The sequence below is a fragment of the Xanthomonas sp. NCPPB 1826 genome (assembly GCF_056725285.1).
Genome location: NZ_CM161521.1, coordinates 1,299,024 through 1,313,476, shown reverse-complemented (window position 1 = coordinate 1,313,476; position 14,453 = coordinate 1,299,024). Strand labels below are relative to the sequence as shown.

Sequence of the window (14,453 nt, the reverse complement as noted above, 5' to 3'; positions counted from 1 at the left end):
GTGATCTAAGGTGCGGAAACGGTGATGGGCTGTTCCCACCAGTCCTCGACGCTGCCGTCGTGGCCATGCAGGCGCAGTCCCAGCCAATGCGTGCCCGGCGGCAGCGCATGCGTGTCGAAGGTGGCGTTGAAACCGACGTTGGGGTGCTGCGGGTCGGTGGAGATCTTCCAATACGGGCGCACATCCAGCGGCGTGCCGTACTCGGCCTGCGCGACCGGGCGCCCGTCCATCAGCAGCTCCACCTGCGACAGCCCGACGCCATCCTTGAATGCCCAGCCGCGCACCTGCACCTGCCCGGACACGCGCACGTCCGGCAGCGGCGTGTCGATCCAGGCCATCGCCGGAGCGATGCATGGCCCGGGCTGGCGTTGCGCCGGCAGCGCGAACAGCAGGAAGCGCTGGTAGCCGTGATCGGTGGACACCACGGTGGGCGGCGGCAGCGGCCCGACCATCTCACAGATGTCGTGGTAGCGCTTCAACAGGTCGCGGTAACGCTGATCGCTGGGCGAGAGCACCAGCAGCCGCGGCCCGGCGCGCGTGCCGTCGCTGAGCAGTCCCCACTGCTGCAGCTGCGCGCTGCGCCCGTGCTTGTCGTTCAACTCCGCGCGCAGTACTTCCACGTTGGCATCGTGCAGTTGAAAGCCCAGCTCGGCACCGACCTTGAAATTTTCCGCCAGCACGCGCGTGCCCGGCGGCATCTGCGCGAGCCGGGTCTTGACCGCGCGCGCCAGGTCCTTCCACCCGGCGAAGTTGCGCGGATAGTATTTTTCGCCGGCCGCATGCGCGCGAATCGACGGTACCGACACCGCCAGGTAATAGCCGTACGCACCCAGGGTGCCGAGCAGCGCAATCGCCCAGGCCGCGCGACGCAGCGTATGCGGCCAACGCATCAGGATCACCGGCACCGCCACCAGCAGGGCCAGGTAGCCCGGCAGCGGCCAGTGGAAACTGATCCGCTCGGCATCGCTGAAGAAGCCGAGCACGAAGATCGCCACAGTCGAAATCCCGCCCAGCAGGCCGAAATACCGCCATTGCGCACGCGAACCGCCACCGGTACGCGTGCCGGCCAGGCCGACCTTGAGCATCGCCCAGGCCAGCAGCGGGGTCACCAGCACCGCCTGTATCAGCAAGAACCACAGCCCGGTGATCTGAAAGCGCCAGGGATGCCGGTCGACCAGCTGGAAGCGCAGCCCGGCCTCGTCATGCTCGGTATTCCAGAACAGCAGCGGCAGCCAGCTCACCGCGCCCACCGTCAGCGCCATCCAGATGCGCGGGTCGCGCATGACCGCGCGCCCCTGCGGAATGCACAGCAGCGCGATGCAGCCCACCCCGATCACCCCGGCAAAACGGTAATGACTGAGCGCGCCGATCACCAGGCCGATGGCGAGCTCGAGCGCACTGGTGGCATCAACCTCGCGCAGCAACCGCGCGCCGGCATCCATGCACAGCACCGCCGCCAGCGCCATCGGCACATCCGGCACCGCCAGGATGCCGAGCGTTGCCGACAGCGGCATCAGCAGGGTCAGGCTGCCGGCCTGCCAGCCCAGCGTGGAGCCGAACCAGCGCGTGGCGATATGCGCGATCAACCAGGGAATCAGCGCGGCAATGGCCAGAAACGGCAGGCGCAGGGCCAGCAGATGATGCCCGCCCAGTTCCACGCCCAGCCGCGCCAGCCAGGCGGTCATGCCCGGCAGATCCGAATACGCGGCGGCCAGATGCTGGCCTTCCTGCCAGTAGAACGCCTCGTCGACGAACAGCGGCAGCCGCGCGGCAATCAACAGCTTGACGGCCGTCGCCAGTGTCCACAGGATCACGAAGGTGCGATGTGCGCGTTGGTCCCCTTGCATTGCCCTGTGCACTCTTCTTCCACCTACGGAATTGTGATGTCGACACCGCTGCGTTCCACGGAAATGCTAACCGATGCGCTGCGCCAATCGCTGCGGCGCGCACAAGACCAGGTCAATTCGCTGCTGCTGGGCAAGGCGCAGGAAGTGCGCCTGGCGTTCGTGGCACTGCTGTCCGGCGGACATCTGCTGATCGAAGACCTGCCCGGTCTGGGCAAGACCACCCTCGCCCACGCGATGGCCTCCAGCCTGGGGCTGGGCTTCCAGCGCGTGCAGTTCACCTCCGACCTGCTGCCGGCAGACGTGCTGGGCGTGTCGGTCTACGACGCCGCCTCGCGCCAGTTCCAGTTCCATCCCGGCCCGGTGTTCACCAACGTGCTGCTGGCCGACGAAATCAATCGCGCGCCGCCGCGTACGCAAAGCTCGCTGCTGGAGGCCATGGCCGAACAGCAGGTCACGCTCGACGGCGTCACTCATGCGTTGCCGGAGCCGTTCTTCGTGATCGCCACGCAGAACCCGGTCGATCTGTCCGGCACATTTCCACTACCGGATTCGCAACTGGATCGCTTCCTGCTGCGGCTCAGCCTGGGCTACCCGAGCGCCGACGCCGAGCGCGCGTTGCTGTCGGGCGTGGATCGGCGCGAGCTGATCGCCCAGGCCGCACCGCAGCTCAGCGATGCCGACGTGGTGGCACTGCGTACGGTGGTGGGCCAGATCCATACCAGCGATGCGCTGATCGGCTATGTGCAGGCCTTGCTGCTGCGCAGCCGCCAGCACGCCGGGGTGCGCGTGGGGCTGTCGCCGCGTGCCGGCATCGCGCTGCTGCGCGCGGCCAAGGCCTACGCGCTGCTGCTCGGCCGCGAGCACGTGCTGCCGGAAGACGTGCAGGCCTTGTTCGTGGCGGTGGCCGGGCACCGGCTGGTGCCGGAGGCCGAATCCTCGTCCGGGCCGGCGCTGGCCAAGGCGCTGCTGCACAGCGTGCCGGTGGACTGATCCAGGTGCATGCGCACGTGCGCGGCATTGGCCGCCGACTCAGCCTGCTGGCGCGCCCGCGGGGCGCGGAGGCCTTGCCGATCGTGCTGGATCGGCGGCGCATCTACGTGCTGCCGACGCGCTTCGGGTTGTTCGTCACCGCCTTGCTGCTGGCGATGCTGCTGGGCGCATTGAACTACAACAACAACCCGGCGCTGCTGCTGGCGCTGCTGCTGGCCACCGCCGGGATTGCCAGCAGCATCATGGCGCACCTGCAGTTATCGGCGCTGCGCATCGAGGCGGTGTCGGCCGAACCGGTGGTCGCCGGCGAACCGTTGCGCATGCGGGTGTCGCTGGCACGTCGCGACAGCCGCGCACGGCGTGGGCTGCGCCTGGATCATCTGAACAGCAGCGGCTTCTGTGCGTTGCTCGAGCACGACATGGCCGAGGTGGACCTGCCGGTGCCCACCGAGCGGCGCGGCTGGCAGGACATTGAACGCATCCGCCTGTCCAGCACCCAGCCGCTGGGGCTGGTGCGCGCCTGGTCGTGGGTCTGGCCGGAGACACCGCTGCTGGCCTATCCCAGGCCCGAGGAACAGGGGCCGGCATTGCCCGAGGGCGCAGGTTCGCCCAACCAGACCCGCCTGCACCCGCAAGGCGAGGAGCTGCACCAACTGCGCCCGTATCGCGCCGGCGATGCGCCACGCACGATTTCCTGGAAGCATTCGGCACGCCGCGACAGCCTGCTGGTGCGCGAATACGAGCAGCCGCTGGGCATCGAAGTCACGCTGGACTGGCGCACGCTCAATGCGCTGCCGTACGAGCGCCGCATCGCGCGGCTTGCCCGCTGGGTCAACCTGGCCGAGCGCGACGGGCGGCGCTACCGCTTGTTGTTGCCGGGCCAACCGCCGCTGGGGCCTGCACAAGGTCCGGCCCACCATCACCTGTGTCTGCGCGCCCTGGCCCTGCTTCCCCATGACTGAGCCGTCCGTCCCGATCACCCAGGCCAGCCGCGCCTGGGTGCTGGTCACCAGCTGGCTGGCACTGGTGCCGTTGCTGTTGCAGCTGCCCGGCCTGCTCGCCGGCACCATTGCCGTGGCCGCCGTGCTGGTCGGCGTGCTGAGCTGGCGCGGCACCTTGATGGCACCGGTGCGGCTGTTGCTGGTGGTGGCGATGCTGGGCGCGGTGTACTGGCAGATCGGCATGCGCTTCGGCCGCGACACCGGCTGCGCGGTGCTGGCCGCGATGCTGGCGATCAAGGCCTCCGAGCTGCGCACCTTGCGCGATGCCCGCAGCCTGCTCGGCTTTGCGTTGTTCGCCCCGTTCGCGGCGTTTCTGCTCGACCAGGGGCCGGCGACGATGGGGCTGGCGCTGCTGGCGGTGGTGAGCGCGCTGCTGAGCATGCAGCGGCTGGCCGACGAGGAACACCGCACCGCCACGCCGGCGCTGCGGATGCAGTTGCGCGGCATCGGCAAGCTGGTCGCCATCGGCGTGCCGCTGGCCCTGGCCACGTTCTGGCTGCTGCCGCGCCTGAGCTCGCCGCTGTGGGGCGTGCCCGAGCGCGCGCTGTCGCGGCCGGGCCTGTCGGACAACATGTCGCCGGGTGAATGGATCGACCTGATGGCCGACGACAGCCCGGCGCTGCGCGTGCAGTTCACCGGCAAGGCGCCACCGCCGCAGCAACGCTACTGGCGCGGGCCGGTGATGTGGGACTTCGATGGCCGGACCTGGCAGCGCGCGCGCTGGACCGGCCGCGGCCAACCCGCCTCGGTCACCGCCGGGCCGCAGCGCTATCGCTATCGCCTGGACTACGAGCCCACCGATCGTCGCCAGCTGGTGTCGCTGGACCTGCCCACGCAGGCGGTGGCCAATGCCGAGCTGTCGCCCGACTACGAACTGTTCGCGCAGCGGCCATTGAGTGCGTTGACCCGCTGGGAGCTGCAATCGGCGCCACCGGCACGCTTCGACACCGACCTGCCGGACCAGTTGCGCAAGCGCGCCCTCGCCCTGCCGCCGGGCTTCAATCCACGTACGCTCGCGCTGGCACGGCAATGGCGCGCGGAAGCCGGCAGCAACGACGATGCCGTGGTGCAGCGCGCGCTGCAGTGGATCACCCGCGAATTCGCCTACACCCTGGATACCCCACTGCTTGGCCGCAACAGCGTCGACGAATTCCTGTTCCAGCAGAAGGCCGGGTTCTGCGAGCACTTCAGCTCTTCGTTCGTGGTGCTGATGCGCGCGGCCGGCATCCCCGCGCGCGTGGTCACCGGGTATGCCGGCGGCACCTACAACGGCTTCGGCAATTACTGGGTGGTGCGGCGCATGGATGCGCATGCCTGGACCGAAGTCTGGCTGGCCGGGCGCGGCTGGGTGCGGGTGGACCCCACCGCCGCGGTGGCGCCGGAACGTATCTACGACACGTTGGAAGACCGCGTGCAGGTCGGCGCGGGCAACAATTTTGCCCAGCTCGGCATGTGGGCCAGCCTGGGCCAGGTCAGCGACCTGCTGCGCCGCGGCTGGAACGATCTGGTGCTGTCCTTCGATGCCGACCGCCAGCAGCGGCTGCTGCAACCCTTCGGCATCGATCGCCTGGACAGCTCGCAGCTGGCCACCATCTTCGGCGTGTTTGCGGTCAGCGCGCTGGCGTGGATGGGTTGGCTGCTGGCGCGCGGCGAGCGTGAGCGCGACCCGCTGCTGCGCGCCTGGCATCGCCTGGGCCGCCGCTACGACAAGCTCGGCCTGGCCCGCGAACCGCACGAACCGGCCATCGCCTGGGCGCAACGTGTCGCCCGTTCACACCCGAATCCGGCATTGTTGGCACTCAGCCAACGTTTCGCTGCCGCGCGCTACGCTGGCGCTGATTCGGACAGCGCCTCACTCCTCAAAGATCTGCAGCAGCATCGCCCGCGAACCGGAGCTTCCTCATGAGTACCCGCTTTCTTCTTCCCATTGTCGCCGCGCTCGGGCTCGCCGCCTGCGCCACCGCGCCCAAGCCGCTGCAGGGTCAGTTCCCTACGGTCAGTCCGAGCGATTCCACCGCCAGCGCCCAGGTCGGCACGTCGGTGCGCTGGGGTGGCAAGATCATCCAGACCAAGCCCGGGCAGGGCCAGACCTGCTTCGAGCTGATCTCGCGTCCGCTCAATGCCAGCGGCCGTCCGGACCGCAACGCCGTGGACGCCAGCGATGGCCGCTTCCTGGCCTGCCGCTCGGGCTTCTACGACCCGGCCGTGTTCGAGCCCGGCCGCGAAGTGACCTTCATCGGCAAGATCGAAGGCTACGAAACCACCAAGATCGGCGAGTACGACTACAAGCTGCCCAAGGTGAATGCCGACGTGGTCTACCTGTGGCCGGTCGTGCGCGAGGTGGATGTGGTGCCGGCCTACCCGTACGGCCCGTGGGGCGACCCGTGGGGTCCGCGCTGGGGCGGTGGCTGGGGCTGGGGCCGCGGCTGGTGGTAATCGACCGCTGAGTCAGTGACACGCAAAAACGCCGCTCGCAGGGAGCGGCGTTTTTGTTTATGCGATGCGGCTGCTCGAACAGGCGCTAATGCGCTCGATCAAGCGACCAGGTCAGGGCGTGCCGAACCGTCCCAACGGCGCACCGGCCAGCAGATGCAGATGGATATGGAACACCGTCTGGCCGGCATGCTCGCGGCAGTTCATCACGATGCGATAGCCGTCCTGCGCCAGCCCCTGCTCGCGTGCATACGACGCTGCAGCGATTGCGAGCTTGCCCACCAACAGTGCCTGCTCCGGCGGCACATCGTCCAGCGTGGGAATCGCATGCTGCTTGGGAATGAACAGCACATGCACCGGCGCCTGCGGTGCGATGTCCTGAAAGCCCAGCACCTCGTCGTCCTCATAGACGATGTTGGCCGGGATTTCGCGACGAATGATCTTGCCGAAGATGGTGTCGGTCATGGGTGGGGATTGGGGATTGGTCATTAGGGATTGGCAAGAGCTTACCGCGCATGCCTCCGCTTTTCGCCTCTACGAATCCCCAATCCCAACTCCCTAATCCCCGCCCTCAAAGCACCTCACCCCGGGTGCCAAAGGCATGCGACAAGGTGCCGCGATCGACGTATTCCAGCTCGCCGCCCAACGGCATACCCTGCGCGAGCCGGCTCGGGCGCACCGCATGCTGGCGGGCAAGCTGCGCCAGGTAATGCGCGGTTGCCTCGCCTTCCACGGTGGCATTGGTGGCGATGATCATTTCGGTGACCTCACCGGTGGCCAGACGCTCGCCGAGCCGATCCAGGCCCAGCTCGCGCGGGCCGATGCCGTCCAGCGGCGACAGCCGGCCCTGCAGGATGAAGTACAGCCCGCGGTAGCCGGTGGCGTGCTCGATCGCCAGGCGATCGGCCGGCGATTCCACCACGCACAGCTGCTGTCGGTCGCGGCTGCTGCTGGCACAGATCGCGCAGATCTCCGCTTCGGTGAAGTCGCGGCATTGCACGCAATGGCCGACCTTTTCCACCGCATTGGCCAGCGCCGCAGCCAGGCGGCGGCCACCCTCGCGCTCGCGTTCGAGCACGTGGTAGGCCATGCGCTGGGCCGATTTCTGGCCCACACCCGGCAATACCCGGAAGGCCTCGATCAGTTGTTCGAGAAGAGAGGACATTGGGTGGCCGGGATTGGGAATTGGAGATTTGGGATTCGCAAATGCAGAAGCGGATCTCGCTTCCAGCCAATCCCCAATCCCGACTCCCGAATCCCCTCGCTCAGAACGGCAACTTCATGCCCGGCGGCAGCTGCATGCCGGCGGTGGCCGAGCCCATGCGGTCCTTGGATTCGGCGTCGATCTTGTTGGAGGCGTCGTTGAAGGCGGCGGCGATCAGGTCCTCGGCCATTTCCTGGTCGGAGAGGATGCTCGGGTCGATGCGGACCTTGCGGCACTCCTTGGCGCCGGTCAGCGTCACGCTGACCATGCCGCCGCCGGCGGTGCCGGTGACTTCCAGCTTGGCCAGCTCTTCCTGGGCGCGCTGCAGGTTTTCCTGCATCTTCTGCGCCTGCTGCATCAATTGGGCAATGTTCCCACGCATGTGTCGTTACTCGTCGTAAGGGCGGATGGAATCGGGGACGACCCGCGCGCCTTGCTGCTGAATCAGCTGCTGCACATTCGGATCGTTCATGAACGCTGTTTCGGCCGCGCTCTGGCGCTCGCCTTTCTGGCGACTGGCCCGCTCGTGCAGGGTCTCGACATCGGCGTTGCCGGTCTCGATGACGATGCGCGGCGTATTTCCCAACTCGGGCGCGAGTGCCTGCGCAAGGTTGGCGATGGAACGCTCGGAATTGAGGTATTCGAAACCCGGTGCCAGTGCCAGGCGCAACACGCCGTCGCGATGGCCGATGAAGGCGGCATTGGCGGCGAGCTGACGCGAGGGACCGTTCAAGCCGCTGCGGGTGACCAGATCCAGCCACTGCTCGGCGTCGGCGATGTGGCCGTTGTCGAGCAGGGGCGATGGATCGGTTGTCGGTTCCGGTGCCGATACGGAGGGTGCGGCAACCGATGGCATCGACATCACCGCCGCTGCAGGTGCAGGTGCTTCAGCCGCTGCGACAACTGCCAGCGCAGCTTCGGGCGCGACCGCAGGCGGCAACGCCGCAGCGACTGCTGCGGGTGGCGCCATTGCCGCTTCCGGCGCCAGCACGGGCGTCGCCGCAGCGACGGGGGCAGCATTGGCGCGCACCGGCGCATCGTCCATCGCCCAGGGCGGCGTGTCGTCGCTGCGCGCGGGAGCTGTCGATGGGCGGCTATCGGTCGATGCTTGCGCAGCGGGCAGCACCACGACAGGCGCGGGCGCAGCAGCGACCGGTGCCGGTGCGGCGACCGCAGCCACGGCAGCAGGCGCGGCCTCCAGGTCGGCCGGTTTCGCCACCGCTGCGGGTGCGGGAGCAGGCGCGGCTGCCACCGGTGCGGCGGCCTGCACGCCAGTTGCCGTAGAACGCGCATGACCGCCGGCACTGGCACCACGTCCATCGTCACTGCCGCCAGCCGGCACTGCCGCCGCTGGGCGGAAGGCCAGCATGCGCAGCACCGCCATCTCGAAACCGGCGCGCGGACTCGGCGCCAGATACAGATCGCGACGGCCGTTGAGCGCCATCTGGTACCACAGCTGCACCACTTCCGGCCGCAGCTGCGCGGCATAGGCGGTCGGGTCGATGCCATCGCCGACGAATGCCACCGACGGCACCAACTGCTGCACCTGGATGCGGTGCAAGGCCTCGGCCAGCGCCTCCAGCACGCCGCTCCAGTCGGGCGAGAACTCGGCCAGCGCGGCGACCACCTGCATCAGGCGCGCGCCATCGCCGTCGGCCAGCGACTGCAGCATCGCGCCGACCTGGGTGCGGTCGACCGTGCCGAGCATGGTGCGCACCACGTCCTCGCGCAGCGCGCCGCCGGCATAGGCAATGGCCTGGTCGAGCAGCGACAGGCCGTCGCGCAGCGAGCCGTCGGCGGCCTTGGACAGCTGCACGATCGCCGATGGATCCGATTCGATCTGCTCGGCGGCCAGGATCCGGGTCATCTGGCCCTGGATCTGGTCCTCGTCCAGCCGCTTGAGGTTGAACTGCAGGCAGCGCGACAGCACGGTCACCGGCAGCTTCTGCGGGTCGGTGGTGGCCAGCAGGAACTTCACATGCTCGGGCGGCTCTTCCAGCGTCTTCAGCAGCGCATTGAACGCGGCCTTGGAGAGCATGTGCACTTCGTCGATCAGATAGACCTTGAACTTGCCGCGCGAGGGCATGTACTGGGCGTTCTCGATCACCTCGCGCACATCGTCCACGCCGGTGTTGGACGCGGCGTCGATTTCCAGCAGGTCGATATAGCGGCCTGCGTCGATATCCAGGCAGGCCGGGCACTGGCCGCACGGATCGGCACTGGTGCCGGTCTCGCAGTTCAGCGATTTGGCGAAAATGCGCGCAATCGTGGTCTTACCCACGCCGCGGGTGCCGGTGAACAGGAATGCGTGGTGCACACGCCCACTGTCGAGCGCGTTACTGAGCGCGCGGACCACGTGTTCCTGGCCTACGAGTTCGGCAAAACGCTTCGGGCGCCACTTGCGGGCGAGAACAAGATAAGACATCGGGCAACCAGCTTCCTCTGAACCGATATTGTGCCATGGCGCGTCAAGTGGTTCGTTCAGCGGCCGTGGTGCCCCGGCGTTGCCACCCACCGGAGGACTGACAAACAGCGTCGGTGGCCGGCCAACCACCTGCGCTGGCGCCGTCATGCCGGACCGGCAGATCCTTTACCTTGTTAATGGCGCCCGCGGCGGCTAGAATCCCGCTCCTGCCGACGACCCGGTCGCACGGCAGGTACGGAGAGGTGTCCGAGTGGTTGAAGGAGCACGCCTGGAAAGTGTGTAAGCGTCTAAACCGCGCTTCGGGGGTTCGAATCCCCCTCTCTCCGCCAGTTTCATGATCCTGCAATGCGATTGCATGGATCCAGGGTCACACCAGTGACCCACGTCTTATGGTGGCCCCGTCGGTCCCTCGCGACGCTAGATCGAAAATCCCGCCAGGGCCGGAAGGCAGCAACGGTATCGATTGATGCGGGCGCCGAGGTCAACCGGCGGGGACACCACCCCAACCCAGACTGATGGCGCATCGACAGATGCCGCACGCACTCGGCGCGTAATGCAGACGGTGTGCAGCCGCCACTGCGACCCGGCACTTTGCGGCCATGCTCAAAGCTGGCCAGTGATTTGCAGCGCCGTGGCGACGGCTCGGAAATACGCGCAGCGTCGGGCGCTTTCCGGCGCGCTCAACCGGCGGACACCAACTGATCTCTTGATGTTCCCGCAGCGCCTGACCTGCAAGACGCGCTACTGCGTCTGCGATTCCGGATGCAGCCAGCCGGCATCGCCTTCCAGGTAATGCTCGTGCTTCCAGATCGGCACGCGCGCCTTGACCTCGTCGATAATGAAGCGGCAGGCATCGAATGCGGCGCCGCGATGCGCCGCACTGACGCCGACCCACACTGCCATGTCGCCGATGCGCAACTCGCCCACGCGGTGCACGCAGTAGGCGTTGACGATGGCAAACCGACTCATTGCCTCGTCGAGCACGCGCTGGCCTTCGGCCTGCGCCAGTGCGGCGTAGGCCTCGTAACGCAGCCCGGCCACGCTGCGGCCCTCATTGTGATTGCGTACCCAGCCTTCGAAACTGGCGAATGCGCCGGCATACGGGTGCTCCAGCGCAGCGCGCAAGCTGTCGACCGGCAAAGGCACGTCGGAAAGCGCAAAGAGGGCGGAAGTCTGCTCGCTCATACTCAACCTCCCGACACCGGCGGAATAAACACGATTTCACTGCCATCGCGCACGCCGTCCTCCCAGCGCGCAAACGCGCCATCCACCGCCACGCGCAGCTGCGCCGGTGTCCAGCGCAGGCCATGGCGCGTATCGAGTTCGGCATATAGCGCGCGCAGGTCCTGCGCCTGCGATTGCACCTGCTCGCTGGCAATGCCTGCTGCCTCACGCAGGCTGGCGAAATACAGCACTGTCACTGTCGTGCTCATTGGCTTGCTCCGATATCGCGCTTGCCACCGCGCTTGGACACCAACCTGGTCGGGCCGATGCTCATGCTGTGCGACAACGCCTTGCACATGTCGTAGACCGTCAGGGCCGCCACGCTGGCGCCGGTAAGCGCTTCCATTTCCACACCGGTGCGATGCACGCAGCGCACCGTGCAACGGATGTCCAGCAGCTGCTCGCCCGCCCAGTCGATCTCGAACCGACACGCGTCGATCGGCAACGGATGGCAGAAGGGAATCAACTCGTGCGTGCGTTTGACCGCCATGGTGCCGGCGATCACCGCGGTTTCCACGATGCCGCCCTTGGCGCTGCGCAAGCCATTGGCGCGCAACTGCGCGGCGACGGCGGCCGGAAAACGCACCCGGCTTTGCGCGGTGGCGCTGCGCGCGGTGACCGCCTTGTCCGAGACATCCACCATCGTGGGCAGTCCGGAATCGTCCAGGTGGGTCAGGCGTGCGGAACGGGATTTTGCAGGCATGGGAAACGACACGATGACAGGCGCTCAGGATGCGACATTCTCGGTGAACGGGGCGCCTGGATGGAACAGCAGTGCCTTACCCGCCGATCAGGAACATCTCCACCGGCTTGCCACGGCGCGGTGTCGATGCGCGCACCTCGCTGTAGCGGTCGCCACGCACGCTCCAGCGCGCACGCAGATGCTCAGACAATCCATGCTCGCCCTCGGCCAGGGCCGGCTTGAGGTCGTGGCCCTGGCTGGCGAACAGGCAGGTGTACAACTGCCCGTCGGCCGACACGCGTGCGCGCTGGCAGTCGCCGCAGAACGGCACGCTGACCGAACTGACAAAACCCACCTCGCCGGCGCCATCGGCAAATGCATGCCGCTGCGCCACTTCGCCGGTGTAATTGGCATCCAGCGGCAGCAATGGCCAGCGCGCGTGGATGCGCGCGTGCAGTTGCGCCGAAGTCACCACCGCATCGGCGGTCCAGCCATTGCAACTGCCCACATCCATGAACTCGATGAAGCGCAGCACATGGCCGCTGCCACGGAAGTGCTCCACAAGGGGCAGCACCTGATCTTCGTTGACGCCACGCTGCACCACGCAGTTGATCTTTAGGCGCTGGAAGCCGGCCTGCTCGGCAGCGGCGATACCGGCCAGCACCTGCGCGATCTCGCCGCGGTTGCCGCTCATGCGCCTGAACAGCTCCGGATCCAGCGCGTCCATGCTCACCGTGATGCGGCGCAGACCGGCCTGGCGCAGCGCCACCGCCTGACGGGCGAGCAAGGTGCCGTTGGTGGTCAGCGCCAGATCCTCGATGCCCTCGATCGTGGTCAGGCGCGCAATCAGGCTGGGCAGATCGCGACGCAACAGCGGCTCGCCACCGGTCAGGCGTACCTTGGTGACGCCGACCGAGACGAAGGCACGCACCAGCGTTTCCAGCTGATCGAAACTCAGGCGCTGCTGCGCATCGAATCCGTAGTCGTCGGGCACGCGATCGGCCGGCATGCAGTAACCGCAGCGGAAATTGCAGGCCTCGATGACCGACAGACGCAGGTCGCGCAGCGGCCGGCCATAGCGGTCCTGCATCGGCGCGGCGGTCAGGTTCGGCAACAGCAGGGCGCCCATCAGGGCACCATGGCGGCAGTCGGCTCTGCCAGCGGCAGATGTTGACCAGGCACGGCCACGCGATGGCCGCGTGCGCGGAGCACGTCGCCGTCGGCGTCGCTGGCGTAGTGGTACAGCAGCATGCGGCTCAACAGGTCCTGCGGGTACTCCCGCTCCAAATCGTCCACCCCAGTATGCGACGGGTTGCCGTGAACGCCGCAGTCATGCGCGATGAGCTCGCTGTCATCGGCATAACGGGCCAGCATTTCCGGGATCGGCCGGGTGTCGCCGCTCCAGACCAGCGCCCCCTTCAGCCGCAGCCCGTAGGCGGTCTCCGGCCAGTGATGGCGCGCCGGGAACACTTCCAGCCGCACCCCGTCGTGCCAGAACGCGTCGCCGACCGGCACCAGCTGGAAGGCATCCCAGAAGTTCGCGCCGCCCTCGGCCAGCACGTTGGGGTAGTCGGCGATCCGCCGCTGCAGCAACGGCACCACCGGCGCCGGCACGTACAGGCGCGTGCGCCCGCGGCGTTGGGAGAAATAGCTGTCCACGAACAGCCGTTCCAGCCCGCCGACGTGGTCCAGGTGCACATGGGTGATGAAGACCGCCTGCGGCAGATGACCGTACTGGGCCTGGTAGGCAGTCAGCCCTTCGCTGCCGCAATCGATGGTCAGCCACGGCGCGCCGGCGCGCTCGATGGTGGCCATCGGCGAACCGAGCGCCACCGCCGACGCATTGCCGACACCTTGCACCCGCAACGCCCAGTTCATCAGTAGCCCCGGCCCCAGGCCAGTTCGTACGCGCGGTGCAGGCGTTCGTAATCCTTGTCGACCTCTTCGCGGCTACGGTTGCCGCGCAACTTCAGCAGCGAGCGATGCAGGCGCTTGAGATTACGTTCGCGCCAGCGCGTGGCCGGAATGCGCAACACGCCACGGTCGAAATCGATCAACCAGCCATGCCCGCCGGCATCGAACAGGATGTTGTGCGCGTTGAGATCGGCATGATCCAGGCCGGCGCGATGAAAGCGCGCGATCAGCCGTCCGGTTTCTTCCCACGGCGCCCCACGCCCGGCGACCTGCGCATGATCGGCGAGCGAGCGCACGTTCTCCAGGCGCTCCATCAACAATGCAGCGCGATAGCTCAGCCCCTCGCGCAGATAACAGGCCGCCAACGGGCGCGGCACCGGCAACTTGCGCCTGAGCAGTTCGCGCATCAGCCGGAACTCGGCAAAGCTGCGCGTGCGTCCGGCGCCCTTCCACAGATAGTGATCGCGGCTCACGCGCGCGGCCATGCCGCCGCGCAGGTACTGCCGCAACACGCTGTGACCGAACGGCGCATCCACGAACCACGCCCCACCGCGCCCGCCTTCATCGACCGGCCGTGCCCTGTCGCCCCAGCGTTGCGGCGAAAACAGCCCGGCATCGGCTTGCCGCAGCCGTTCGCGGTCGAACAGAATGGCGCCATAGCCGCGGCCTTCGCGGTACGGCGCCAGCGCTTCAGTGGCGTCGAAAGAAACCATCTATCGAGTCTAACAACACC

15 protein-coding genes, 1 tRNA gene and 1 other RNA gene are annotated in these 14,453 nt (G+C 67.6%); 6 read left to right on the top strand and 11 right to left on the bottom strand.

Annotation, left to right across the window (positions count from 1 at the left end; genetic code table 11):
* Positions 1-5: 5 nt before the first annotated feature.
* A complete protein-coding gene (locus tag AC1PLA_RS05765) occupies positions 6-1,847 on the bottom strand; it encodes an ArnT family glycosyltransferase (RefSeq protein ID WP_481105740.1) in 1,842 nt (613 codons plus the stop codon).
* A 36-nt stretch (positions 1,848-1,883) separates the two neighbouring features.
* Here AC1PLA_RS05765 and AC1PLA_RS05760 point away from each other — a divergent pair, with 36 nt between their 5' ends.
* From AC1PLA_RS05760 to AC1PLA_RS05745, 4 genes are read left to right on the top strand one after another with little or no spacing between them, the layout of a single operon-like run.
* A complete protein-coding gene (locus tag AC1PLA_RS05760) occupies positions 1,884-2,837 on the top strand; it encodes an AAA family ATPase (RefSeq protein ID WP_016902524.1) in 954 nt (317 codons plus the stop codon).
* 5 nt (positions 2,838-2,842) lie between these two features.
* Entirely contained in the window at positions 2,843-3,799 is a 957-nt protein-coding gene (locus AC1PLA_RS05755; RefSeq protein ID WP_481105739.1) for a DUF58 domain-containing protein, read from the top strand.
* A complete protein-coding gene (locus tag AC1PLA_RS05750; RefSeq protein WP_481105738.1) occupies positions 3,792-5,744 on the top strand; it encodes a transglutaminase TgpA family protein in 1,953 nt (650 codons plus the stop codon). Before AC1PLA_RS05755 ends, AC1PLA_RS05750 begins: the two co-directional genes overlap by 8 nt.
* Complete coding sequence (locus AC1PLA_RS05745; protein WP_016902527.1) at positions 5,741-6,274, top strand: Slp family lipoprotein; 534 nt, start codon at positions 5,741-5,743, stop codon at positions 6,272-6,274. The genes AC1PLA_RS05750 and AC1PLA_RS05745 overlap by 4 nt, the downstream gene beginning before the upstream one ends.
* A 111-nt stretch (positions 6,275-6,385) precedes the next feature.
* Here the strand turns inward: AC1PLA_RS05745 and AC1PLA_RS05740 are convergent, their stop codons facing one another.
* From AC1PLA_RS05740 to dnaX, 4 genes are all read right to left on the bottom strand, one after another.
* Entirely contained in the window at positions 6,386-6,736 is a 351-nt protein-coding gene (locus AC1PLA_RS05740) for a histidine triad nucleotide-binding protein (RefSeq protein WP_481105737.1), read from the bottom strand.
* A 106-nt stretch (positions 6,737-6,842) separates the two neighbouring features.
* Positions 6,843-7,436, bottom strand: a complete 594-nt coding sequence (recR, locus tag AC1PLA_RS05735) for a recombination mediator RecR (RefSeq protein WP_016902529.1) — start codon at positions 7,434-7,436, stop codon at positions 6,843-6,845.
* A 100-nt stretch (positions 7,437-7,536) separates the two neighbouring features.
* Positions 7,537-7,857, bottom strand: a complete 321-nt coding sequence (locus AC1PLA_RS05730; RefSeq protein ID WP_005913896.1) for a YbaB/EbfC family nucleoid-associated protein — start codon at positions 7,855-7,857, stop codon at positions 7,537-7,539.
* A gap of 6 nt (positions 7,858-7,863) precedes the next feature.
* On the bottom strand, positions 7,864-9,900 hold the full coding sequence (dnaX, locus tag AC1PLA_RS05725) for a DNA polymerase III subunit gamma/tau (RefSeq protein WP_481105736.1): 2,037 nt from the start codon (positions 9,898-9,900) through the stop codon (positions 7,864-7,866).
* A 236-nt stretch (positions 9,901-10,136) separates the two neighbouring features.
* Between dnaX and AC1PLA_RS05720 the strand changes: the two genes are divergently transcribed.
* Positions 10,137-10,229 (top strand) — tRNA-Ser (locus tag AC1PLA_RS05720).
* 69 nt (positions 10,230-10,298) lie between these two features.
* Positions 10,299-10,395, top strand: an RNA gene (ffs, locus tag AC1PLA_RS05715) — signal recognition particle sRNA small type.
* 246 nt (positions 10,396-10,641) lie between these two features.
* On the opposite strand, the gene AC1PLA_RS05710 is transcribed toward ffs, so the two are convergent.
* The 6 genes from AC1PLA_RS05710 to AC1PLA_RS05685 all read right to left on the bottom strand — a co-directional run bounded on the left by AC1PLA_RS05710 (position 10,642) and on the right by AC1PLA_RS05685 (position 14,433).
* On the bottom strand, positions 10,642-11,091 hold the full coding sequence (locus AC1PLA_RS05710) for a molybdenum cofactor biosynthesis protein MoaE (RefSeq protein WP_481105735.1): 450 nt from the start codon (positions 11,089-11,091) through the stop codon (positions 10,642-10,644).
* Positions 11,088-11,333, bottom strand: a complete 246-nt coding sequence (locus AC1PLA_RS05705; RefSeq protein WP_024938437.1) for a MoaD/ThiS family protein — start codon at positions 11,331-11,333, stop codon at positions 11,088-11,090. The genes AC1PLA_RS05710 and AC1PLA_RS05705 overlap by 4 nt, the downstream gene beginning before the upstream one ends.
* The gene (gene moaC, locus AC1PLA_RS05700) at positions 11,330-11,827 is read right to left on the bottom strand and encodes a cyclic pyranopterin monophosphate synthase MoaC (protein WP_024938436.1); all 498 of its coding nucleotides are present in this window, start codon (positions 11,825-11,827) and stop codon (positions 11,330-11,332) included. The genes AC1PLA_RS05705 and moaC overlap by 4 nt, the downstream gene beginning before the upstream one ends.
* A 76-nt stretch (positions 11,828-11,903) precedes the next feature.
* Positions 11,904-12,935 (bottom strand): GTP 3',8-cyclase MoaA, encoded by a 1,032-nt coding sequence (gene moaA / locus AC1PLA_RS05695; protein WP_016902534.1) that lies wholly within the window; start codon positions 12,933-12,935, stop codon positions 11,904-11,906.
* Entirely contained in the window at positions 12,935-13,684 is a 750-nt protein-coding gene (locus AC1PLA_RS05690) for an MBL fold metallo-hydrolase (RefSeq protein ID WP_016902535.1), read from the bottom strand. Before AC1PLA_RS05690 ends, moaA begins: the two co-directional genes overlap by 1 nt.
* The gene (locus tag AC1PLA_RS05685) at positions 13,684-14,433 is read right to left on the bottom strand and encodes a 3-deoxy-D-manno-octulosonic acid kinase (RefSeq protein WP_053054149.1); all 750 of its coding nucleotides are present in this window, start codon (positions 14,431-14,433) and stop codon (positions 13,684-13,686) included. Before AC1PLA_RS05685 ends, AC1PLA_RS05690 begins: the two co-directional genes overlap by 1 nt.
* Positions 14,434-14,453: the final 20 nt, after the last annotated feature.

Coding starts and splice junctions, on each gene's coding strand:
- dnaX (WP_481105736.1), bottom strand. CDS start 9,900: ATGTCTTATCTTGTTCTCGCCCGCAAGTGGCGCCCGAAGCGTTTTGCC.
- AC1PLA_RS05765 (WP_481105740.1), bottom strand. CDS start 1,847: ATGCAAGGGGACCAACGCGCACATCGCACCTTCGTGATCCTGTGGACA.
- AC1PLA_RS05740 (WP_481105737.1), bottom strand. CDS start 6,736: ATGACCGACACCATCTTCGGCAAGATCATTCGTCGCGAAATCCCGGCC.
- AC1PLA_RS05690 (WP_016902535.1), bottom strand. CDS start 13,684: ATGAACTGGGCGTTGCGGGTGCAAGGTGTCGGCAATGCGTCGGCGGTG.
- moaC (WP_024938436.1), bottom strand. CDS start 11,827: ATGCCTGCAAAATCCCGTTCCGCACGCCTGACCCACCTGGACGATTCC.
- AC1PLA_RS05705 (WP_024938437.1), bottom strand. CDS start 11,333: ATGAGCACGACAGTGACAGTGCTGTATTTCGCCAGCCTGCGTGAGGCA.
- AC1PLA_RS05750 (WP_481105738.1), top strand. CDS start 3,792: ATGACTGAGCCGTCCGTCCCGATCACCCAGGCCAGCCGCGCCTGGGTG.
- AC1PLA_RS05745 (WP_016902527.1), top strand. CDS start 5,741: ATGAGTACCCGCTTTCTTCTTCCCATTGTCGCCGCGCTCGGGCTCGCC.
- moaA (WP_016902534.1), bottom strand. CDS start 12,935: ATGGGCGCCCTGCTGTTGCCGAACCTGACCGCCGCGCCGATGCAGGAC.
- AC1PLA_RS05730 (WP_005913896.1), bottom strand. CDS start 7,857: ATGCGTGGGAACATTGCCCAATTGATGCAGCAGGCGCAGAAGATGCAG.
- recR (WP_016902529.1), bottom strand. CDS start 7,436: ATGTCCTCTCTTCTCGAACAACTGATCGAGGCCTTCCGGGTATTGCCG.
- AC1PLA_RS05760 (WP_016902524.1), top strand. CDS start 1,884: ATGTCGACACCGCTGCGTTCCACGGAAATGCTAACCGATGCGCTGCGC.
- AC1PLA_RS05685 (WP_053054149.1), bottom strand. CDS start 14,433: ATGGTTTCTTTCGACGCCACTGAAGCGCTGGCGCCGTACCGCGAAGGC.